General features: G+C 55.8%; 17 protein-coding genes. 8 read left to right on the plus strand and 9 right to left on the minus strand.

Going from position 1 to position 21,222, the window contains the following annotated elements; genetic code table 11:
- Window positions 1-101: 101 nt before the first annotated feature.
- From DMR_RS23835 to DMR_RS17330, 3 genes are all read left to right on the plus strand, one after another.
- Window positions 102-704: a UPF0149 family protein gene (locus tag DMR_RS23835; protein ID WP_015862334.1), complete on the plus strand. Its 603-nt coding sequence runs from the start codon at window positions 102-104 to the stop codon at window positions 702-704.
- A gap of 209 nt (window positions 705-913) precedes the next feature.
- Window positions 914-4,603: a DEAD/DEAH box helicase gene (locus DMR_RS23840; protein ID WP_015862336.1), complete on the plus strand. Its 3,690-nt coding sequence runs from the start codon at window positions 914-916 to the stop codon at window positions 4,601-4,603.
- Entirely contained in the window at window positions 4,600-5,283 is a 684-nt protein-coding gene (locus tag DMR_RS17330; RefSeq protein WP_148208476.1) for a hypothetical protein, read from the plus strand. Before DMR_RS23840 ends, DMR_RS17330 begins: the two co-directional genes overlap by 4 nt.
- A gap of 125 nt (window positions 5,284-5,408) precedes the next feature.
- On the opposite strand, the gene DMR_RS17335 is transcribed toward DMR_RS17330, so the two are convergent.
- Entirely contained in the window at window positions 5,409-6,512 is a 1,104-nt protein-coding gene (locus tag DMR_RS17335) for a tetratricopeptide repeat protein (protein WP_043601001.1), read from the minus strand.
- Between the two features lie 777 nt (window positions 6,513-7,289).
- On the opposite strand from DMR_RS17335, the gene DMR_RS23845 reads away from it, so the two are divergent.
- On the plus strand, window positions 7,290-8,420 hold the full coding sequence (locus DMR_RS23845) for a GGDEF domain-containing protein (RefSeq protein ID WP_015862339.1): 1,131 nt from the start codon (window positions 7,290-7,292) through the stop codon (window positions 8,418-8,420).
- 479 nt (window positions 8,421-8,899) lie between these two features.
- Here DMR_RS23845 and epsC read toward each other — a convergent pair whose 3' ends face one another.
- From epsC to hydE, 8 genes are all read right to left on the minus strand, one after another.
- Window positions 8,900-9,838, minus strand: a complete 939-nt coding sequence (epsC, locus tag DMR_RS17340) for a serine O-acetyltransferase EpsC (RefSeq protein WP_015862341.1) — start codon at window positions 9,836-9,838, stop codon at window positions 8,900-8,902.
- Window positions 9,835-10,938, minus strand: a complete 1,104-nt coding sequence (locus tag DMR_RS17345; RefSeq protein WP_015862342.1) for an XdhC family protein — start codon at window positions 10,936-10,938, stop codon at window positions 9,835-9,837. Before DMR_RS17345 ends, epsC begins: the two co-directional genes overlap by 4 nt.
- Before the next feature lie 15 nt (window positions 10,939-10,953).
- Window positions 10,954-12,117: a cysteine desulfurase family protein gene (locus tag DMR_RS17350; RefSeq protein ID WP_015862343.1), complete on the minus strand. Its 1,164-nt coding sequence runs from the start codon at window positions 12,115-12,117 to the stop codon at window positions 10,954-10,956.
- Window positions 12,118-12,129: 12 nt separating this feature from the next.
- The gene (gene nadA / locus DMR_RS17355; RefSeq protein WP_043601004.1) at window positions 12,130-13,215 is read right to left on the minus strand and encodes a quinolinate synthase NadA; all 1,086 of its coding nucleotides are present in this window, start codon (window positions 13,213-13,215) and stop codon (window positions 12,130-12,132) included.
- Between the two features lie 129 nt (window positions 13,216-13,344).
- Entirely contained in the window at window positions 13,345-13,569 is a 225-nt protein-coding gene (locus DMR_RS17360; RefSeq protein WP_015862345.1) for a sulfurtransferase TusA family protein, read from the minus strand.
- Window positions 13,566-14,441: a HesA/MoeB/ThiF family protein gene (locus DMR_RS17365; protein ID WP_015862346.1), complete on the minus strand. Its 876-nt coding sequence runs from the start codon at window positions 14,439-14,441 to the stop codon at window positions 13,566-13,568. The genes DMR_RS17360 and DMR_RS17365 overlap by 4 nt, the downstream gene beginning before the upstream one ends.
- 45 nt (window positions 14,442-14,486) lie before the next feature.
- Window positions 14,487-15,452 carry a cysteine synthase A gene (gene cysK / locus DMR_RS17370; RefSeq protein WP_015862347.1) on the minus strand — a complete coding sequence of 322 codons (966 nt, stop codon included), beginning with the start codon at window positions 15,450-15,452 and terminating at the stop codon, window positions 14,487-14,489.
- A 111-nt stretch (window positions 15,453-15,563) separates the two neighbouring features.
- Window positions 15,564-16,643 (minus strand): [FeFe] hydrogenase H-cluster radical SAM maturase HydE, encoded by a 1,080-nt coding sequence (gene hydE, locus DMR_RS17375; protein ID WP_015862348.1) that lies wholly within the window; start codon window positions 16,641-16,643, stop codon window positions 15,564-15,566.
- Between the two features lie 294 nt (window positions 16,644-16,937).
- Between hydE and DMR_RS17380 the strand changes: the two genes are divergently transcribed.
- The 4 genes from DMR_RS17380 to DMR_RS17395 all read left to right on the plus strand — a co-directional run bounded on the left by DMR_RS17380 (window position 16,938) and on the right by DMR_RS17395 (window position 20,878).
- Window positions 16,938-17,774: an ATP-binding cassette domain-containing protein gene (locus DMR_RS17380; protein WP_015862349.1), complete on the plus strand. Its 837-nt coding sequence runs from the start codon at window positions 16,938-16,940 to the stop codon at window positions 17,772-17,774.
- Window positions 17,775-17,787: 13 nt separating this feature from the next.
- On the plus strand, window positions 17,788-18,918 hold the full coding sequence (locus DMR_RS17385) for a trans-sulfuration enzyme family protein (RefSeq protein ID WP_015862350.1): 1,131 nt from the start codon (window positions 17,788-17,790) through the stop codon (window positions 18,916-18,918).
- A gap of 34 nt (window positions 18,919-18,952) precedes the next feature.
- Window positions 18,953-20,104 (plus strand): trans-sulfuration enzyme family protein, encoded by a 1,152-nt coding sequence (locus DMR_RS17390; protein WP_015862351.1) that lies wholly within the window; start codon window positions 18,953-18,955, stop codon window positions 20,102-20,104.
- Window positions 20,105-20,428: 324 nt separating this feature from the next.
- Window positions 20,429-20,878 (plus strand): RrF2 family transcriptional regulator, encoded by a 450-nt coding sequence (locus DMR_RS17395; RefSeq protein WP_043601007.1) that lies wholly within the window; start codon window positions 20,429-20,431, stop codon window positions 20,876-20,878.
- Window positions 20,879-21,222: the final 344 nt, after the last annotated feature.

Below are 21,222 nucleotides of genomic sequence, written 5' to 3' on the forward strand. Positions count from 1 at the left end.
TGTATGTGTTCAGTGTTTTATGAGAATTGGCTTTTAGAATGACAGTAGAGTAGTCGAAAGTTGGTTGTCTCCATTTCAACCTAACAAATGAGGAAAATTTTGTGTTTGGAGATAAAGATGTCCCTCTTTTTCCTGATGAGATCGATGATTTTCGAAGTTATCTTTTGAATTCTCCAGGCGCTATGAGATTGGAAGAAGTCGAAGGGTTTTTTGCAGCTATAATATGTTCTCCGGAAGTGGAGAATCCAGTAACTATTTTTGCTCCAGTTCTTGGGTTTCAATCTGGCGAAAGTGTAGAAGATTTTAAAAAGTATTTACCTTATGCGGTTCGACATTTAAGATTCAATCGGTTGTGTATCGGCGACTGTAGGTATAGCCCGATGGTTTTTTCTCATGAAGAATATTATAATAATAGCCAGCTATATGGTTACGACTGGGCCTTGGGATTTATTGAGGGCATACGTTTACATAAAGATGCGTGGCTCCCTTTTTGGGAAAGTCATAGGTTTAATAAATTTCAGAACCTGCTATATCGTCTTGCTGCTCCACTTGACCAGTATCCTCCTGTGGTGTTAAAGTCAATGACTTTGAATGTAAGAAAAAAATGGTTTTCTGAAGTGAAGCAAACTATTCCAATTGTATTTCGCCTTTTTGCTGATGTACGTACTCAGAATGTCGAAGAATACAAAAGAAAATCTTGGTGACAGATATCTGCCGAATGTACTCTGTATTTGTGACATAGTCTTCTATCCGTCCTCTTTTAGGGTTACTTTTCCCCTGCTTTTAGCTGAATACTTTTCGCTACCAGAAATCGACGCGATACCATTGGATCTTCAGTCCGCAGGTCTTAAATCTATCAGCTGCAGCTGTTGGGTTTTGGGTAAAATCTTAATTTTGACTTTGGAAGAAATTTATGACTAGTCCTGTTTTCACAATATCGACTATGTCCTCTATGCCAATGTTTCTCCACGATGACTTGCATTGGAATGGCGTGTTTTGTCCTGCTACACGCTACTGTAGCGATAACAACTATGAAGATTTAATAAGGATGTCTGGAAGCCACAAGTGGGCAATTATTGACAAATGTGGACGAAAGTATGAAATCAATGATAAACACCAAAAGATAATATCTATTGCGAAAGGCATTTTAGAACGAGGCAATTGGACGCTGCCCTCATGGAATTTAGAGAAAAAAATTTCCGCTTTTTTTCATAAGAAAATGGGTTGGACTATAAAATATGACAAAAATGAACCTGGAAGATTGAAGCTAATAGCAAACGCAGGCACTGCTAGTAGAGACATAAGAAGCGCTTTGGTTTCAGCTAGTTTTCCAATTGAATTATCTGACCGAGAAATTAAAACTAAATCTAAACGATTGGTTGAGTATGTCGACAGCCCGGCAGAAGCTTCATTTTATTTGAAAGTTTTACAACCTGTTCTTGGATATCCTCTTCTTGATTATCTTCAATTTCAATTGCCAATGGAAATGCTGAATCAAGGCGATGATTTTTCTGGCCAACGAGTTGACTTTGTATTGTTTACAGGCCGAGGGTTGCGTCTGGTGATTGAGATCGATGGAATACAACATCAAGATGAATCTCAATCAATTCTTGACAATAAAAGAGACTTGGCGCTCGAAAAAGCTGGATGGAATGTCTGGCGAGTCAAAACTCACGAGCTTTCCGAGATCGAGAGACTAAAGTCAACATTAAAGCGGCATCTTGTCAAAGACAAGAATACTTACCACTGGGGTGTTGATGAAAAATTAGAAAAGCCTCGCTCGAAAGATGTCATGAGTTGTGTTTGGGGTGCAACTGTAAGTGCAAGGATTCAGTTTTTACTTTTAGAGGCTCTTGGGCTGGGATTGTTGCCTTGGGAAGAACCGTGGAATGTCTGTGTGATTGAAAAAGAAACATCGGTTGCTACTATTGCAATCGACGATTTTAGAAATTGGTTCAGCAGGATAAGATTTTTATTTGGTGAAACGCCAGTCTCGCAAATAAAAATTCACCAAAAAAATAGAATCAAAGCGTGTGATTACGTTATCGATGTTTCTGTTGCCGACCCTTATTCTAAAATTGTTCAAAGCAATGTCAACATCGGGTGGTCACGCGCATCAAATTACCCTGCAAACAACCAATCAAGGGTGTTTTTAGGTCGTGTTTTAGCCCCTACAGAGCCTAGTGATGGATTAATAAAGTCATTTGTCCAAGATTTTTTTAGAATTAAAAGGCCAAGAACAGAGCAATGTAAAATAATTGCTCGCATCTTGTTAGGCCATGATGTCATTGGGTTGCTCCCAACAGGTGGAGGCAAAAGTTTAACATATCAACTTTGCGGCCTTTTGATGGGCGGGTTGACAATTTACGTTTCACCCCTGAAGTCTTTGCTGCAAGATCAGAGAGAGCGCTTGTGTGATTTTGGAATTGATCTGGTCGCTGAAATTTCGAGTTCTTTGAATTATATTCAAAAAGAAAAAGCGAGTTTACTGTTAAAGCTTGGGTGTGTGCGTTTTCTACTCATAGCTCCTGAACGATTTTTAAAAGAAGACTTCAGAAATGACCTAAGCATTTACCGAACAATGTACGGGGAAGTCAACCAGATAGTTGTTGACGAATGTCACTGTGTAAGTGAATGGGGGCATGAATTTCGACCTGCATATCTATGTTTAAGTCGAATTGCAAAAGAACGAACTACGAGATTCGGCATATCATCACCCCTGGTTGCATTAACCGGAACAGCCTCTCCAGTGGTATTGTCTGACATACAGCGAGAGTTAGGCATTTTGGGGGCCGATGCCGTCATAAAACCTGTCAAAATGGACAGGCCTGAAATTGCTCTTGAATGCATTCAAGTTGCTCAAGACCATAAGACAGGGGTCTTGAAACGAATAATACATGAATGTGTGAGGAATAAAGATCATGGCAACAGGGATGGTGTTTTGATTTTTTGCAGGTATATCACTAGTCGCGATGGCGTATTGGCAGTGTCTTCTGAACTATTGAGTATTTTGCTCGAAGACGATGTGCGATTTTATTGTGGTGAAAGTCCTAGCTGGAAACATTTAGCGGCTTTTAAATTGAAGAAAAAAGCAGCAGCATTGAAAGACAAAGAAATAGTCGCCGCGATACCCTCTTGGGCGAGTGAAAATTCGTGCGAAACACCCAGTTCAAATTATGACTGGGATAAAGTGAAAATAAAAAGCCAACGCGATTTCATAAGCGGAAAAAAAAATAATTACCGATTTTTAGTAGCGACCAAAGCCTTTGGAATGGGAATTGACAAACCTTCTATCCGAAAAGTTATTCATTATACAACGCCAGAATCACCAGAGGCGTATTATCAAGAAGTAGGAAGAGCCGGACGAGACGGAAGACAGTCAGAGGCAATCCTCTTGTTCTCTGACGAAGACGGAGAAATTGCCAATAAAATTCTTGACCCAACCACGAGCTTAAAAGACGCAAAAAATTTATATGATAATTACAAAAAAAACAACCCATTTGGAGGCGGTGATTTTGTAAAAACTTTTTATTTTCACAACAATTCTTTTGCTGGGATAGAGGACGATATTGATTGCACAGAGTCTGTTCTCAGTGAAGTAAGAAGAATGCTCGAAAGCAATAGGCCAGTAATATTGACTTATGACACCAGTATTGATTCCAACTCGCTAAGCGAAGCTAAACAATACTGCTCAAGACAGGAACACTCGATTGAATACTCGCTGATCCGATTGATTAATCTTGGGATTGTATGCGACTACACAAAAGACTACAAATGTAACACTTTCAAAATCATTGTCAATTCACAATGGAATGAAATCAGAAACGACTTTTTTTTACTGTCGGAATACATGCAATCTCAATGCATTGCATATCGAAAAAAATACAAATCTTACTCCAGCGAAGAGGAAAAAAATAGATTTGTCTCTTGTGATAACGTCCATGGAATTGAAAGACAAAGCATAATTTATTTAATCAACTTTATATATGATCATATTGAAAAGAAAAGAAGACAAGCATCGCGTCAAATGCTCGAATGCGCCAGAGAAGGTGTTGACAATCCTAGAAGATTTCGCGATAAAATTATAGAATATCTACAAGCGTCCGCAAAATACGATAACAAATTGCTTGAACTTGTAAGAAACAATGATATATTTTCATGGGCGAATCTTTTAGAAACAACAGACGGAGATTTTGACGAACTCAAGGAGTTAAGTGGTGCATGTCTCAGATTTCTTGAAGATTATTCTGATCATCCCGGAGTGTTGACACTATCCTCATTGACAAGAATGTCGCCATCGGATAATGAGTTAAGCCGAAGCAAAGAAGAATTTGCTGCAGCCTTGCATTATTTATCTAACCTCATAGGTACAGATCAAGCCAAAAAAAATGGTTACATGGCCTTGAGTTTTTCTAAGAAATATAATGATTCAACTTATGGCACATTTGAAAAAATATTTTCTCAATGGCTAATCAAGAACTCTTTTGAAGAAGAGGCCGTCCAATATTTTTTTCATTTGGACACTGTGCGCAAGTTGTTTATGGCTCACGTTTTAAAACGCGTTAACAACCTTATTCCAAATTTGGACTGGCCAGACCAATGAACACAAATACAAGTACAATGTCGGCCTTGGTCGACGAATTCGAGCCTCTGTTTGCGCAATTAGAACTGTTAAAAAATAAAATTTCTCAATACGCCAATGCTGGCGACCGGCTAAATTATGCTTCTGAGTCGATAGAAGCTCTGTCGACCGAATTTCGCAACGCTAAAATCGGAACAGATATCATTCTAAACGGAATTAACGACAACAAAGAACGACTTTGCACGGCAATAGATAGCATTAATGCTTTTAATAACACTATGGAAAACGCAATCAGAAGCATCGAAAATACGGACATTTCTAATGCCCTAAAGAAGTTCCAAGACTTATTAAGCTTTGAAATGGAAAAATTTTTATATCAAAACAAACTACTAGTAGAAGAAAACAAAAAGCAACTTGAAAATCTCCAAAAACTGGTTTTGGGCTTGTTACAACTAAAAGACGATATGCTGGATTCACTGTCAAATGCCAGCGATTGTATTTTTCAGAAAATAGATTCAATCGATCAGTTGGTAAGAAGCAATATTGAAACTACTGCGTCTTTGTCAAATCGTCAAAGCGAGATCGACATACGCATGACTACCTTCGTGTCTTCAATTGACAAGCAGCTTAATTTGATAACAGAAAATATCGCCAGCCAGGGGAAACGCCTTGATTCTATAAAAAAAATAAAATGGTTTTGATTTTTATTTCCGAGAGGACCGGTTGTCCAACCTGTCATGCGGCATGACCTCCCCGTTTTTTTCGGAGGAACTGCCACTTGTTTGTCTTAAATATAGTAATCTCGCGGGGGTTGTCAAAGATAGTCCTAAATTTCTTCCAGAATGTTGTTAAATACTTCAGAATTAATCTTGTTGTCCATGCTTTTGAGCCGCGCATATATCTTTAAGACCTCCCGATTTGAACCCTCAATTTTGTAGCACTTCGCAAGGCAATAGAAAGCTAAAGCGTCTTGTTTGTTTTTGTCTATGTATTTTTCAAGTGTTTGTTTTGCCAAAGAATACTGCTTTGCTAAATAATATGCAACACCAAGCCTCTTGGCCATGCGGCCATTCTCTGGCATATACTTTTCAGTGCATTGACACCCTTCTATGATTGCTTCTATCTCGAGATTTGTAAAATATTTTTGTATTTCAATCCACCGAATTGTTTCGTCGTTGGATGTGGCATAGTTGAGTTCTGCGCAGGCCATTCTGACAAGATTATAGTCCTTCAACTTCAGAGCAGTCTTGAAGTATGATTCTAGTAATTTTACATAGCATTCGTTGCCAATGAACTCACTTTTTCCTTGTATAAATATACTTTCATTGTATGGAATGAGGAAATAAAGGCCATACTCGCGTAGACATTCTTCAAGGTACTCCTTGGACTTTTCGTAATTGCCAAGTTCGTAGTTGCACAGTCCCTTCATCCGCGTTAGGCCCATATCGTCGTAATCGAGGTATGATTGAACCTCGCTGTAGCATTCAAGTGCTTTTTGGTATTGTTCTGTTTGATACAGGCGGTCCGCAAGGGTTGACCGAACGTCGCTTCTGAATCTATTTAACGCCAAGTATGCCTCAAAATATTCGATTTCCTTCTGTGGTTGACGGTTGAGTTCATAGCATTTTGCTATTTCAAGCAAGACTTGCGTATCGTTTGGGTCGATAGTGCGTGACAGTTCATAGTGCAGAACAGCTTGATCGTAGTGGCCAAGTAAACAACTAAGTCTTGCTGCTTCTCTGTGCGAGAACGCGTCTTTTTCGTTTATTTTTAACACATTCATAAAACAAAATCTCGATTTATCATATTCACCTTGGGCACGGAGTTCGTAACCAAGCTTTTTCCATAAAAGTGTGTCACTAGGATTAGTGCATATCTTATCGATGATATTTTTACAGGTGTCATTAATTGCGCACTGCTGAATATTCATTATTATTCCATTCCTGATTAACCAGTTTTGAGTACAGATGCATTGAGAAGAAGTATATCCTATGTGTGGCATTCATTATCTACAAGATCTGATAGTTATATAACTCCAAAAGAACTCTTTATCAATGGGACCCCGGCCACACCGCAGGCCACATGCCCACAGCGAATTCTCGTTTTTTTGCCCTGTGTGACATTGGGTAACCGTCCCAACTCCTTCATTTAGCTACAAAAGCTCTGCCTCTCTCACGCCGCTAACAGGGGTTCAAATCCCCTTGGGGACGCCAAAGAAATCAAAGGGTTATCCGAAAGGATAACCCTTTTCTTTTTGGGCTCACGACTGGACACAATTTTCAAAATCCCGCCGGTGTCCTTCGAAATTTTCCCGTTAATTCAAAGAACTAGGCGCTCCAGCTTTTGAAAAATATTATTCAGAAAAAATGTTCCCGCCATACTAAAAGCATAGTAGTATCGTGGCACCCCTTCTCCGCCCCCTAGGCCTACACTTCAACCTAAACATGAACAAATTAACACAAAAACAAAAATGTTAAATGATATAGACATAGTGTAGGACAGCACATTGCATTCACAAGGAGACTGCACCGATAAAAATGATGATCAATGCCCTAACAACTGTCGAGCACCACAACAATGGTCGGACATCGCCTGCAATAGATTCACCGACGCGGACATATCTTTTGCTCAACATTCATTTCAAACACATAACTGCAAATAGTTTCTTACTGTCCCTATAAACAAAAGCACACAGCGGATCATAAACATGCTAAACAACAGCCCGCACGACGCCTTGGCACACTACGAAGAATTGCATGTAGCCATAATTGAATCTATTGAACACAGACAGCTTCTCGGAGGCATTTCCACAGCATTACTAGCGCTTCTCGTTTACTACAACTCATCTGGATACGAACTTCCTTATACGTGGCATTGGACGTTAGCTGTATTTTCTGTAAGCTTATTCAAAACAATAATTTATCAGTGTAGCAAAAAGAGGGTTTGTAAAAAACTTAGCTTGCAACTAAGAAATGCTGTAGCAATAATTAGCGCCGCCCTAACAGGTGTTCTTTGGAGTGCTCCAATTAATTTTATCAATATTTCATCAACAGCAGAATTCGTAATGACCACATTAATCATTAGTGGCATCATGACTGGATCAATCAACGCATACCTTGGCCAACTGCGCTGTGTTCTATGCATATCTACTCCAATCAGTATTTCTATTATAATTTGCTTGTTTACAAAAATTTCACCAACTCCATATGCTGCAATTTCCAGTGTTATAGTTTTTTATTTGTTTATTTACTTGACTTGCATTTACACACGAGACAGTGTGCATGAACTGTTGCTAGCCAAGCATGAAAAAGGGTTACTGATTAATCGCTTACAAGACAAACAAAAATTACTTAGTGATATGGCTAGAACGGATGCACTAACTGGCCTGCCGAACAGAAGATTACTCGCAGAACAATTCGAAAATCTAGCAAATGGCTTCTCCCACAACAACGAAAAGTTTGCAGCGCTTTTCATTGACATGAATAATTTCAAACTCATCAACGATGAGCATGGGCATGAAGTTGGGGACAAGGCTCTAATTCTTTTAGCAGACACCTTGAGGAATGCGGTTCGCAAAAGTGATGTCGTTGCACGGTTAGGCGGAGACGAATTTATTGTCATAGTAAAAAATGTAAATAGCAAAGACGAAGTTGATGCCGTAACACAAAAGATAACTGAATCCCTAGAAATCACCATAGATGTAGATAGCCATAAAATCAATGCCAGCGCCAGCATCGGAGTGTCTGTTTATCCTGACGATGGGAATTCTTTAGAAGCATTGATTAATGCTGCAGATGCATCAATGTTTTGTGAAAAGCGGAAAAGCCGCATGAAGTAGCACGGCAATTGATTCCGACATGCAATCTGTGACTGGAAGTATGCGCAGGATCCTGCGCATACGGTTCAGTTGGATCGTTGAGCCAAAACCAAATGGTTTGCCTTCATCGAGAAATCAGAACCATTTGGGAGGGGACGCCAAGCACCACCTGCCAGGGCTTGATATAAGAGATTTATATCAAATAGGTTGTCATGAAGAACAACAAATGGCTTGTCCTCTCCTTCTCGCTCCCGGCAAAAAGCCAGGCCCCCCTTTGGTGCTGCCAGGCGCAAATGCCATGCGGCGCCTGCCACCCTAGGAACACACGCCAACAGCATGGCGGCATTGTGAAGTGGAACGCATAGTGTCAGCACCCTCAAAGGATATCGACCGGACAACGACTGGAACCGATTCTCCAGGGAACATCCAAACGGCAGCGCATGATCGGGAAAAGCGCTGCAACAGCATCCCAACGATCATCCCAACGATCATCCCAACGATCATATCCCTGCTCCATCGATAAGCGGCATGCCCATTGGCCGCTGCTGCGTGAAGCGGGAATCCGGCGGCACGTCATGGGTCAGCCAGACGTTGCCGCCGATGATCGAACCCGCACCGATTGAGATGCGACCAAGCACCGTTGCCCCGGAATAGATCACCACCTCATCCTCCACCACGGGATGGCGCGCAATGCCCTTGACCAGCCGCCCCTGGTCGTCCTTGGGGAAGCTTTTGGCCCCGAGCGTCACCCCTTGATATAAGCGTACGTTGTCGCCGATCATGCAGGTTTCGCCGATGACCGTGCCGGTGCCGTGGTCGATGAAGAAACGCCGCCCGATGCTTGCCCCGGGATGGATGTCGATGCCGGTCGCGGCATGGGCCATTTCGGAGAGGATGCGCGGAATGAGATCCACGCCGAGGAGCTGGAGTTCATGGGCCACCCGGTAATGCGTCAGGGCGGTGAGGCTGGGGTAGCAGAAAATGGTTTCGCCAGGGCTTCGCGACGAGGGGTCCCCCTCATAGGCCGCCTGGGCGTCGTCGGCCAGCAGTTCCCGCAGACGCGGCAGGGTTTGCAAAAAAGCGTCGGCCAGCTGTCTGGCCCGCCCGTCGCAATCCTGACACTCCCCGCCGCGTTCCAGGTCGCAATAAAAACAATACCCCCGGCGGACCTGATCCGTCAGCAACCGGTGGGCCTCGGACAGGTTCGCACCGACATGGTAGCGCATGCTTTGCGGCCCAACGCTCGGATTGCCGAAGTATCCCGGAAACAGCACGGCCCGCAGCCTGTCCATGAACTCGACCAAGACGCTGACGGACGGCATGGGTTCGTCGTGCAGCGTCCGATGGAAGACTTTTGCGTAGGAAGCCGGGGCGCACAAGCGCTCGACGATTGCTCCGAGCAAGGTTTCGCTGCCGGAGGCGTTTCTCCATTCGGTCATGACGCAACTCCTTGGAAAGCGGCTGTCGAGGCCAGGATCGCGGCTTGTCCGGCGCGGCGGGCGGTGCGGGCGGTGCGGGCGGTGCGGGCGGCGATGAGTTCGGCCACGATGGAAATGGCGATTTCCACCGGTGTGTTGCCGCCGATGGGCAGGCCGATGGGGGCGCGGACACGGGCCACGGCGCGCCGGGAAAACCCCTTGGCGAGCATTTCATCGAGCACGGCCGCCGTCTTGCGCGCCGAACCGATCATGCCGATGAAGCCGGCGTCGGTGCCCAGCGCCTGGACGAGAATGGTGCGGTCCTGCTTGTGGCAGCGCGAGACGATGACCACCGAGGCGTCGGCGTCCGGCCCATGGCTGGCGAAGCAGGCCGTAAAGGACGGCAGGACCACGACCTTGTCGGCCAGGGGGAAGCGTTCCCGGTTGGCGAAGGCGGCCCGGTCATCGAGGACCACGACCCGAAATCCGGCCATGGCCGCGAACTGGGCCGTCGGCATGGCGACATGCCCCGCGCCGCACAGGTAGACCGTGTCGGCGCGGCGAAACGGCTCCAGGAAATAGCGCCCGCCGCCGAGAACGGCGATACCCGCCTCGGGCAGGGTCGCGGCAAGCCGGCCGGCCTCACGGACGGCGGACTCGGAAAGGTTGCCGGCCAGGAGGCGGCCGGCAGCGTCGAGGAGGCCCCGGCCGGCGGCTCCACCGTCTTCCAGGGCCGAAACGAGCAGGCAGCCCTGGTTGGCGGCCAGGCGCGCGGCCAGGGTCCTGAACACGGCGCGGTTGGCCGGCGTCGGGTCAAGGCGTTCCACGAATATTTCGGCGACGCCGCCGCAGATGGCGTCCACCTCGTCGCCGATGTCCCCGGACAGGTCCATTTCGAACCGTTGGGACCGCCCCGTGCCCATGGTCTCCACGGCGGCGGCGATGGTCCGGCCTTCCAGCGGGCCGCCGCCCACGGTGCCGGCGATGTCCGCGTCGTCGAAAAGCAGCAGCCTGGCCCCGGCTGGCCCCGGAGAGGAACCGGCCTTGGCGACCACGGCGGCGGCGACCAGGCTTTCGTTGCGGTCAAACACACGGTTGATGGCGTCAATGAGGTCGCGCATGGGAAACTCCTTGGTTTACGGCGCTACCGTGCCGCCCAGGCAGCGGGCCCTTGCCGCGACATCGGCGATGACGGCCAGAAAGGCTTCGATCTCTTCCAGGGTGTTCATCCGGGAAAGCGACAGCCGCAGGGTGCTGCGCAGATAGCGGTCCGGCACGCCCATGGCGGCCAGGACATGGGACGGGGCGGCCGAGCCGGACTGGCAGGCCGAGGTGGTCGAAACCGCGAAGTCGCGGTCGTCGAGTTCGGCCAGGAGCACTTCCTGGGGCGCGCCGGCGATGCCGAGGCTTACGGTGTTGGCGAGCCGTCGGGTCTGGCCGCCGTGGACGATGGCGTCGGCGACGACGGCCAGGATGCCGTCTTCCAGGTGGTCCCGCAGTTCCCGCAGGCGGTTGTGCCCGTCCACGGACAAAAAGGCCTGGGCCAGCGCGGCGGCCTGGCCGAAGCCGACGATGCCGGCCACGTTATGCGTGCCGGCCCGCCGGCCGGATTCCTGGCCGCCACCGAAGATCAGCGGGGTAAAGGGCGCGCCCCGGCCAACGTACAGCGCCCCGACGCCCTTGGGGCCATGGAGCTTATGGGCCGAGACGGTCAGGTAGTCCGCGGGCACGTCCCGCAGGGACAGGGGTTCCTTGCCGACCATCTGCACGGCGTCGCAGTGCCAAAGCGCCCCCTTGGATTTGACCAGGGCGGCGATTTCCCCAAGCGGCCACAGCACGCCCGTTTCATTGTTGGCGGCCATGAGGCTTACCAGCGCCGTGTCCGGCGTGACGGCCCGGGCCAGCGCATCCAGGTCGAGCCGGCCCTGGCCGTCCACGGGCACGATGACCACCTCGACGCCGCCATGCTCGCGCAGGTGCTCCAACCGGCGCAGCACGCAGTGGTGCTCCACGGCGGACGTGACCACCCGTTTCCTGGCCGGGTCGGCCAGCACGGCGGACAGGATGGCCGTATTGTTGCCCTCGCTGCCGCCGCTGGTGAACACGAGCCGCTGGGCCGGGCAATCGAGCAGGGCCGCGACTTGCCCCCTGGCTTCCTCCACGGCCTGCCTGGCCCGCTGCCCGTACTGGTGGGGGCTGGCGGGATTGCCCCAGCATTCCCGCAGATACGGCTCCATGGCCGCAAAGACCTTGGAGTCCAGGGGCGTGGTGGCGTTGTTGTCGAAATAGACGGCCGCCATGGGACACCTCCGTCAGGCGCAGGCGAGCATGCGTTCAAGAGCCAGGCGGGCCTGGCCGGCCACGGCCGGGTCCACGCGCACCGGCGGCGGAGGCGTGCCCGCCGCGACAGCCTCCAGCACCCGCAGCACCGATTTTGGGCGGGTGCGGTACATGTTGGCGCAGATGGCCTGGCACGGCGAAAGGGACACGACAAGCTTGTCGGGATTGCGCTCGGCCAGGCGCGCCACCAGGTTGATTTCCGTGCCCACGGCCCACTTGCTGCCGGCCGGGGCGGCATCCACCATCCTGGACAGCGTTTCCGTGGAGCCGTAGGCGTCGGCTTCCCCAATGACGTCCAGGCGGCACTCCGGGTGGACGATGACGCGGATGCCCGGCTCCTTTTCCCGCCAGGCCGCCGCGTCTTGGGGTTCGAACATCTGGTGCACCACGCAGAAGCCGTTCCAGAGATAGACCCGCGCCTCGGCCATGGCCCTGGCGTCCAGGCCGCCGCGCGCCTTGCCGCGATCCCACACGGCCGTCTCCGTCAGGGGCAAGCCCAGTTCCCGGGCCGCGACCCGGCCAAGATGTTCGTCAGGAAAGAAAAACGCCTTGGCCCCTTGGGACAGGAGCCAGGACAGGGCCTGGGCGGCATTGGACGAGGTGCAGGTGAGCCCCCCGTGGCGGCCCACGAAGGCTTTGAGCGCGGCCGTGGAATTGACGTAGGCCAAGGGCAGCACCTTCCCGGCCCCGGCGGCGGCCAGTTCGTCCCAGGCCGCTTCCAGGGCGTCGACGGAAGCCATGTCGGCCATGGAACAGCCGGCGCTCGCTTCGGCCAGGTACACGGCCTGTCCGGGATCGGTTAGGATGTCGGCGGTCTCGGCCATGAAGCGCACGCCGCAAAACACGATGTGCCGGGCCGTGGCCTCGGCCGCCGCCCGGGCCAGCCGCAACGAGTCGCCCACGACATCGGCCAGGGCCACCACGGCGTCGCGCTGGTAGTGGTGAGCCAGGAGCAGCACGTCGCTGCCCAGGCTGGCCTTGAGCTCGCGGATACGCGCCGCCGTCTCGTCCTGGCTCACGGACGCGGCGTCTGACGCCGGTGGGACATACGCTTCCATTCGGTCCTCCATCCGGGTTCGCGCCAAGGCCGCCCGGCCTCCCCTTCAGGGGATCGGCGCATGGGGTTCAAAGCGTTTTCCGCCAATTCTACACTATAGCGATATGAAATATGGCCGCACCGCTGCCGCTCATTTCCGGATGCGCACGCAGTACACGTCCTGCTCCACCGGGAAGACGTCGAGGACGCTGTATCCGTCCCGGGTTGCGGCGGCAGGAACGTTGCGCAGCGGCTCCTCGCCCTTGAGCAGCACCTCCAAGACGTCGCCAGCAGCCATCTCGCACAATTGCACTTTGACCTTCACGAACGTCATCGGACAGTAGTAACGCGTGATGTCGAGCCGGCGGACGTTCATGACGCGCCTCCCGGACGCGGCCCCGGGCAAGTCCTCGCGCCGTCGCCGGCCTTGGCGGCACACGTCGGGCGAGCGGCGCGCTGCAACACCGTGATGTCGGGACGCTCGCCACAGACCCGGCAGGCCGGGTCCTTGCGCACGGGGCTTTTCATGAATTCCATGTCCTTGGCGTCGAAGCACAGCAAGGCGTCGTAGAGCGGGCGGCCCACGCCGGTGAGGTATTTCAGCGTTTCGGCGGCCTGGATGGCGCCGAGCATCCCGGCGATGGCCCCGAAAACGCCGACGCTGGCGCAGGTCGGCACCGCGCCGGCGGGCGGGTCGCCCATGACGCAACGGTAGCAGGCCGTTTCACCGGGCCGCACCGTCATGGTCATGCCGACGAATTGCAAAATGCCGCCCTGGGAAAAGGGAACGCCGGCCATGACGCAGGCGTCGTTGATGAGGTATTTGGACTCGAAGTTGTCCACGCCCTCGACCACGAAATCGTAGTCGGCCACGATGGGGCCGATGTTGTCGGCGTCAAGGCAGGCCTGGTACGTGACCACCTCGACGTCCGGGTTGAGGGCCCGCATTTTTCGCGCGGCCGACAACACCTTGGGCGTACCGACATCGGCCGTGGCATGGAGGATCTGGCGCTGCAGGTTCGACAGGTCCACGACGTCGGCGTCGGCCAGCCCGATGACGCCGACCCCGGCCGCCGCCAGATAATAGGCGGCCGGGGAACCGAGGCCGCCGGCACCGACGATAAGCACCCGGGACCGGCGGAGCCGACGCTGTCCCTCAAGCCTCACTTCCGGCAACAGGATATGCCGGCTGTAGCGCTCCAGAAAGGCATCGTCGCACTGGTCTTCCAGGATTGGCGCACATCCCATGGCTGCCTCCGTCCGGCTCCCCAAGGCCTTGCCGGGGAAAGGGGGTTACGCTTCCCCCACGCCTTCAAACAGCGCCGTGGACAGGTAGCGTTCGGCCGCGTCGGGCAGGATGACCACGATGGTCTTGCCGGCGTGGCTGTCCAGACCGGCCAGGCGCAAGGCGGCGGCCACGGCCGCGCCCGAAGAGATGCCGGCCAGGATGCCCTCCTCCCGGGCCAGCCGCCGCGACGCCTCGATGGCCTCGTCGTTTTCCACCCGCTCCACCCGGTCGAGCAGCGTCATATCCAGAGTGTCCGGGATAAATCCCGCGCCGATGCCCTGAATCTTGTGCGGTCCGGGAGCCGGGGACAGGCCGGCCAGGGTCTGGCTGATGACCGGGCTTGCCGCCGGTTCCACGGCCACGCTTTCGACCGCCTTGCCCTGGGTGTTTTTGAGGAATCGGGAGATGCCCGTGATGGTGCCTCCGGTGCCCACTCCGCTGACCACCACGTCCACCGCGCCATCGGTGGCGGCCCAGATTTCCGGGCCGGTGGTGCGCTCGTGGATGGCCGGATTGGCCGGATTCTTGAACTGCTGGGGCAGAAAATAGCGCTGCGGGTCGGCCCCGGCCATGGCCTCGGCCCGGCGCACGGCCCCGGCCATGCCTTCGCCGCCCGGCGTCAGCACCAGCTTGGCCCCCAGAAAGGCCAACACCCGCCGCCGCTCCAGGCTCATGGTCTCGGGCATGGCGAGGGTGAGGGGATAGCCCTTGGCCGCGGCCACGAAGGCCAGGGCGATGCCGGTGTTGCCGCTGGTGGACTCGACCAGCTCCATGCCCGGCCGCAACACGCCGCGCGACTCGGCGTCCTCGATCATGGCCGCGCCGATGCGGTCCTTGACGGAATAGGCCGGATTGCGCCCCTCGATCTTGGCCAGGACCGTAGCCCCCTTCCCGGCGGCCAGACGGCCCAAGCGCACCAGCGGCGTGCCGCCGATGGCCTGCGAAGCATTTGCATAAATCTGTTGCGCCATGACGCTTCCCTCCGGTCAGCTGTTTGCGGCGAACAAAATCATCATTAACTTGATGATGTTAATGATAAAATAAACCAGGCCCGTTCGGCTGTCGAGCATTTTCATATCAAATTAGTCGAGAATATTGCCGCGACCGACAGCCCCTTCCCCCGACACTGCCCGGCCCGGCTTGCGGGAATGCCCCGGCCCCTGGTCCACCTGGCGGCCCAGGGCGGCCAGACGGCCGAGAACGCAGCGGGCGCAGGCCTCGCCGGTTTCGTCCAGGCAGGGCTTGCCCGGGTAGAGCTGATACTCCGGCCGCCGGGCAACCGGCGTGGCGCTAGGCATGAAGACGTTGGCCCCGCGCGTCAGGGCCAGGTTGCGGCCCGTGCCCGGGAACAGGGCGTCGAAAGCCGTGGTGGCCGGGATGTGGGCGTCGGGGTTGACCAGACGCGTGGCGGCCAGGGCCACGAAATGGCGTTCGGGGTCCAGGACGTGAACGTTTTGCGACTGCCCCATGGGCGTGTCCGGATGGGGGATGTAGGGACCAAGGCCGATCATGTCGAGGTCGAGGTCGCGGCACAGCAGGATGTTGTCCGCGCCCGTGGACAAGGTCTCCCCCGGCAGTCCCGTCATGAACCCGCCGCCGGTCTGCACGCCGAGGTCGAGCAGGTCGCCCAGGCAACGCAGCCGTTGGGACAGGGTGCAATCCGGATGCAGCCGGGCAAAAAGCGCGGGGTCGCTCGTCTCGAAGCGCAACAGATAACGGTCCATGCCGCAGTCGCGCCAATGGGCGTAGACTTCGCGGGGCCGGTTGCCCACGGACAAGGTCACGGCCAGACGGGTTTCCGCCTTGAGGCGCGACACCAGCCGCCCCAAGGCCGCATCGCCATCCCGGCTTGGCGCTTCCCCGGATTGCAGCACAATGGTGGTCTGCCCTTGTCCCTCCATGCCCCTGGCCAGGTCCAGGATGACCGCGTCGTCGAGGCGGTAGCGCGGGATGTTGGCGTTCGTGGCCCGGATGCCGCAGTACAGGCAGTCATTGGCGCAGATGTTGGAAAACTCCACGATCCCGCGCAATGGCACGGCGTCGCCCATGCGCTCCCGGCGCACGGCGTCGGCCCGGTCGTACAACTCCTGCCGGGACAGGCCGCCCCTGATGTCGAGCAGTTCCATGAGTTCCGGGCGCGTCCAACGTTGCGGTCCAGCCATACGAACCTCCCTGGCGCTAGTTTCATATTAAAATACTAGGAAATACACAACCACGCGTCTCTTCCCGGTGGCGCGCCAAGCGGGCCACGGGCGCGCCCTCTTTTCACCATAATCTAGACTAAAAAAGTATATATTTGTTACTCACTGTAATTATTTGATTTATCAAGGACATCCGCGAGAAGAGGGGTTGACCGTGCCGAGATCTTTATTTTATCGAGAAACTCGACCAAGTTAATGATGTTTAAACGCCAGCGCTTGCGCCGCTGCAAAACCGCAAGGAGTTAGGAGTTTGCCATGTCGCCAAACGGACCGGCTGGCCGGGCAAAGGGGTTGGTCGTCGGCGATCTTCGTTTCGTCCGCGACGGCCGCACGCTGTTCGACGATCTGCGGTTCCATATCGCGCCGGGACAGCACGTCTGCCTGTATGGGCCGCCCGGTTGCGGCAAGTCCTTGCTGCTGCGGCTTCTCGCCGGCCTGGAGATACCGGCCTTTGGCCGCGTCACCTGGGACGGCCGCGACGTGGCCGGCCAAGATCTGGACCGGGGGCTTGTCCTTTGTGATAGCGGGCTTTTTCCCTGGTTGAGCCTGCTGGAAAACTGCGTCATGGCCGGCGACGCGGCCCGGCCCGACACGCCGCCCGGACCGATCCAGGCCCAGGCCGAAGCGGCCCTGGTCCTGGCCGGGCTTGGCGACGTCCGGCACAAGCGGCCCCTGGAACTCTCCCCAGGGCTGCGGCAGCGGGCCAATCTGGCCCGCGCCCTGGTCCTTGGCTCGCCGGTGCTGCTCCTGGACGACCCGTGCGGCCCCCTGGACCACGGGGAGCGGCCCGCCCTGGAGGCGTTTTTGTCCAGGCTTGTCGGCGACGTCACCCCGGCAAGGACAATCGTCATTGCCACGGCCGATCTGGACGAAGCCCTGGGCCTTGGCGAACGCGTCATCGGCCTCTCGCCCGTGCCCGGGCCGACGGTCTGCGACGAAACCACGCCCGGACCACGCCCCGTGAACCGTGATGTTCTCTACGGAACGCGGCCCTTCCAGGACTTGCGGCGCACCATCAACGACAGCTACCGCCAGGATCGGCGACGGCGTCTTGCCGCCCGGGAATTCTTTGGCTTGGGCGAAGGCATCTAAGGGAGAACCGGCCATGCGTCTCGAAACCTGTCTGGCCCAATGCGGTTCCCGCTGGGATGACCGCACAGGGGCCGTGTCCATGCCGATCTATCAGACCGCCACCTTCCGCCATCCGGGCCTGGGGCAGTCCACGGGTTATGACTATACCAGGACCGCCAATCCCACCCGCGACGTCCTGCAGGAAACCCTGGCCCTTGCCGACGGCGGCTGCCAGGCCCTGGCCTTCGCCTCGGGCATGGCCGCCCTGGACTGCCTGTGCCGCCTGTTCGCCCCGGGCGACCGGATCGTCGTCACCGAGGATCTCTACGGCGGCACCTACCGGCTCTTTGAGCGCCTGCAACGCCCGCTGGGCATCGAGGCCGTCTACGTGGACACGGCCGACACGCCCAGCGTGGCCGCGGCCCTCGCCTCCGGGGCCAGGGCGCTTTTGGTCGAAAGTCCGACCAATCCCCTGCTCAAGGTGACCGACCTGGCGGCCCTTGGCCGGCTTGCCCGGGAGCATGGAGCGCTTTTTTTCGTGGACAACACCTTCATGACGCCCCTGCTCCAGCGCCCGCTGGAGCTCGGCGCCGACGTGGCCGTCTATAGCGCCACCAAGTATCTCGGCGGCCATGACGACGTGGTGGCCGGCATCCTGGTGGCCAAGGCCCCGGAGCTGGCCGAGCGGCTGGCCTTTTTCCACAATGCCGCCGGGGCCGGGCTGGGGCCGCTGGACAGCTGGCTGGTCCTGCGCGGGCTGAAAACCCTGGGCGTACGCCTGGCCCGACAGCAGGCCTCGGCCCGGGTCGTGGCCGATTTCCTGGCCAACCATCCGGCCGTGGCCCGCGTCCATTACCCGGGCCGGCCCGACCATCCCGGACACGCCCGCCAGCAACGGCAGGCCGCCGGCTTCGGGGCCATGGTCTCCTTCGAGCTGGCCGAGCCGTCCCGGGCGGGCGAAATCCTGGCCCGGGCGCGGCTGTTTCTGTTCGCCGAAAGCCTGGGCGGCGTGGAGTCCCTCATCACGCTTCCCGCCGTACAGACCCATGCCGACATCGACCCGCGAACCCGGGCCAGGCTCGGCGTCACGGACGGCCTGCTGCGCCTGTCCATCGGCCTGGAAGACCCCGGCGACCTTGTGGCCGATCTGCAGGCGATGCTGTGAGGCCAACCGGCCAAACCCGAACCAAGGCAATCGCATGGACTTCACCACCCTGCTCATCCACGGCGGACAGGACCCCGACGAGCCCTACGGCGACCTGAGCCTGCCCCTGCATACCGCCTCCACCTTTGCCCAGGCCGATCCCGCCCGCCCCGGCCGCTTCGACTACGCCCGCAGCGGCAACCCGACCCGGCAAGCCGTGGAGACGCACATCGCCGCTCTGGAAGGCGGGGAGCGCGGTCTGGCCTTTGCTTCGGGCATGGCCGCCATCACCAGCGTCCTTTTGCTCTTTTCCCCGGGCGACCACATCGTGGCCGGCCGCGACCTCTACGGCGGAGCCTACCGGGTGCTGACCACGGTCTTCGCCCGCTGGGGCCTGGAAACGACCTTCGTGGACACCACCGACCCGGACGCCCTGGACAAGGCCATCGGCCCCCGCACCAAGGCCGTTTACATCGAAAGCCCCTCCAATCCCCTGCTGACCGTGACCGACCTCGGGGCCGTAGCCGCCCTGGCCAAGGCCAGGGGGGTACTCGCCATCATCGACAACACCTTCATGACGCCCTTTCTCCAACGCCCGCTCGCCCACGGCTTCGACATCGCCCTGCACAGCGCGACAAAATTCCTGGGCGGACACAGCGATCTCGTGGCCGGTCTGGCCGTCACGGCCGACGCGGACCTCGGCCGCCGGCTCTACGCCGTGCAAAACGCCTGCGGCGCGGTGCTTGGCCCCCAGGATTGCTGGCTGCTGGCCCGGGGCATGCGCACCCTGGCCGTGCGTCTGGCCGCCGAACAGCAAACGGCGCGGCAACTGGCGACGTGGCTGGCGGCGCGGCCCGAAGTGGCGCGCGTCCATTACCCCGGCCTGCCCGACCACCCCGGCCACGCCATCCAGGCGCGCCAGGCCGACGGCCCCGGCGCGGTGCTCAGCTTCGAACTCGCCCACGCCCAGGCGGCCGCTACCTTCATGCGGGCCATGCGCCTGCCCAAGGTGGCGGTCAGTCTTGGCGGCGTGGAATCCATCCTGTCCCACCCGGCGGCCATGTCCCATGCCGCCATGCCCCCGGCCGAACGGGCGGCGCGGGGCATCACCGACGCCCTGGTCCGCCTGTCTGTCGGGCTGGAGTCGGCGGCCGATCTCCAGGAAGATCTGGACCGAGCCCTGCGCGCGGCGGCGGACGCGGCCTGACGCCTGCCCCGTCGCCTTGACGGGCGACGCCGGCAAGGCTAATCTTGACTTTGACGATCAACTTACTGGAATTCCATGCCGGACAGCCCCGCGCCGGCGCGCCAGCCAGGCGGCCCGGCCGCGTTCGCCCGCAGGCGGGCTGCGTACGGCGGGGTCCTGGCCGGCCACGGCATTGCAACGGGATGATCGGCGGGCAACGTCCGACCCGGCCACGACGTGGGTCCGGCCTCGCAAGCCAAGGCCGGCTAGGCGCGCGTTGCGCAAACCTGACCGCCCAGCCCGACGCTTGGGCCACGGCCTGGGCAAATGAGGCCTGACGACACGATGTGGGTGACGCAGAAATGCCAATATGCCTTGCGGGCGCTTTTCGAACTGGCCAAACGCCAGGGCGAGGGCGCGGTGCGCTCGGTGGACATCGCCGCCAACCAGGCCATTCCCAAGCGGTTTCTGGAAGTCATATTGCATCAGCTGCGCCAGGGCGGCTTCGTGGATTCGCAGCGAGGCAAGGAAGGCGGTTTTTTTCTCAGCCGCCCCCCGGCCAACATCACCGTGGGCGACATCATCCGCTTCATCGACGGCCCCATGACGCCTGTCGACTGCCAACTGGACCGCCCCCACTTCGATTGCGCCCTCAAGGGGTCCTGTGTTTTCCTGGGCTTATGGGATGAAGCGCGAGAGGCCCTGGAGCGTGTCTACGACACCAAGACGCTCCAAGAACTGGTCGACAAAGAATCCGCCATGTCTTGCGAACAACCAGCTAATTACATCATATAGAGAAGACGATCCAAAAACAGACGAGTCATGAATCCCCAGCGATCAACCAAATATTTAATACAATTACAAAAGGACACGTTTTTCATCCTTCTCCAGGGAGGCCTTCATCAGCCAGAGGAAGGATAATTATCACCAATACGCTTCCGCGCATCTTGTGGCAGCCGATTTAGAAAGTCGCCAGGAACGTTTACACCGCCTCGGGGACACTTTGTACGGTGATACGCCAGACAAAGCCCTCATCTGCACCTTCAATTGAGCGTGACCGTTTTCGATATCCAAGCGAAGGAATACGCTGTGAAAAAGAGCCTAGGTGAGTTCAAAGCACCTGCCCTTCGTTTTCTCAG

This window comes from Solidesulfovibrio magneticus RS-1, from assembly GCF_000010665.1.
Lineage (GTDB): Bacteria > Desulfobacterota > Desulfovibrionia > Desulfovibrionales > Desulfovibrionaceae > Solidesulfovibrio > Solidesulfovibrio magneticus.

What these genes read in the sequence shown, in the direction of transcription:
- DMR_RS23840 (WP_015862336.1), top strand. Translation starts at nt 914, where the DNA reads ATGACTAGTCCTGTTTTCACAATATCGACTATGTCCTCTATGCCAATG.
- DMR_RS17330 (WP_148208476.1), top strand. Translation starts at nt 4,600, where the DNA reads ATGAACACAAATACAAGTACAATGTCGGCCTTGGTCGACGAATTCGAG.
- DMR_RS17335 (WP_043601001.1), bottom strand. Translation starts at nt 6,512, where the DNA reads ATGAATATTCAGCAGTGCGCAATTAATGACACCTGTAAAAATATCATC.
- DMR_RS23845 (WP_015862339.1), top strand. Translation starts at nt 7,290, where the DNA reads ATGCTAAACAACAGCCCGCACGACGCCTTGGCACACTACGAAGAATTG.
- epsC (WP_015862341.1), bottom strand. Translation starts at nt 9,838, where the DNA reads ATGACCGAATGGAGAAACGCCTCCGGCAGCGAAACCTTGCTCGGAGCA.
- DMR_RS17345 (WP_015862342.1), bottom strand. Translation starts at nt 10,938, where the DNA reads ATGCGCGACCTCATTGACGCCATCAACCGTGTGTTTGACCGCAACGAA.
- DMR_RS17350 (WP_015862343.1), bottom strand. Translation starts at nt 12,117, where the DNA reads ATGGCGGCCGTCTATTTCGACAACAACGCCACCACGCCCCTGGACTCC.
- nadA (WP_043601004.1), bottom strand. Translation starts at nt 13,215, where the DNA reads ATGGAAGCGTATGTCCCACCGGCGTCAGACGCCGCGTCCGTGAGCCAG.
- DMR_RS17360 (WP_015862345.1), bottom strand. Translation starts at nt 13,569, where the DNA reads ATGAACGTCCGCCGGCTCGACATCACGCGTTACTACTGTCCGATGACG.
- DMR_RS17365 (WP_015862346.1), bottom strand. Translation starts at nt 14,441, where the DNA reads ATGGGATGTGCGCCAATCCTGGAAGACCAGTGCGACGATGCCTTTCTG.
- cysK (WP_015862347.1), bottom strand. Translation starts at nt 15,452, where the DNA reads ATGGCGCAACAGATTTATGCAAATGCTTCGCAGGCCATCGGCGGCACG.
- hydE (WP_015862348.1), bottom strand. Translation starts at nt 16,643, where the DNA reads ATGGCTGGACCGCAACGTTGGACGCGCCCGGAACTCATGGAACTGCTC.
- DMR_RS17380 (WP_015862349.1), top strand. Translation starts at nt 16,938, where the DNA reads ATGTCGCCAAACGGACCGGCTGGCCGGGCAAAGGGGTTGGTCGTCGGC.
- DMR_RS17385 (WP_015862350.1), top strand. Translation starts at nt 17,788, where the DNA reads ATGCGTCTCGAAACCTGTCTGGCCCAATGCGGTTCCCGCTGGGATGAC.
- DMR_RS17390 (WP_015862351.1), top strand. Translation starts at nt 18,953, where the DNA reads ATGGACTTCACCACCCTGCTCATCCACGGCGGACAGGACCCCGACGAG.
- DMR_RS17395 (WP_043601007.1), top strand. Translation starts at nt 20,429, where the DNA reads ATGTGGGTGACGCAGAAATGCCAATATGCCTTGCGGGCGCTTTTCGAA.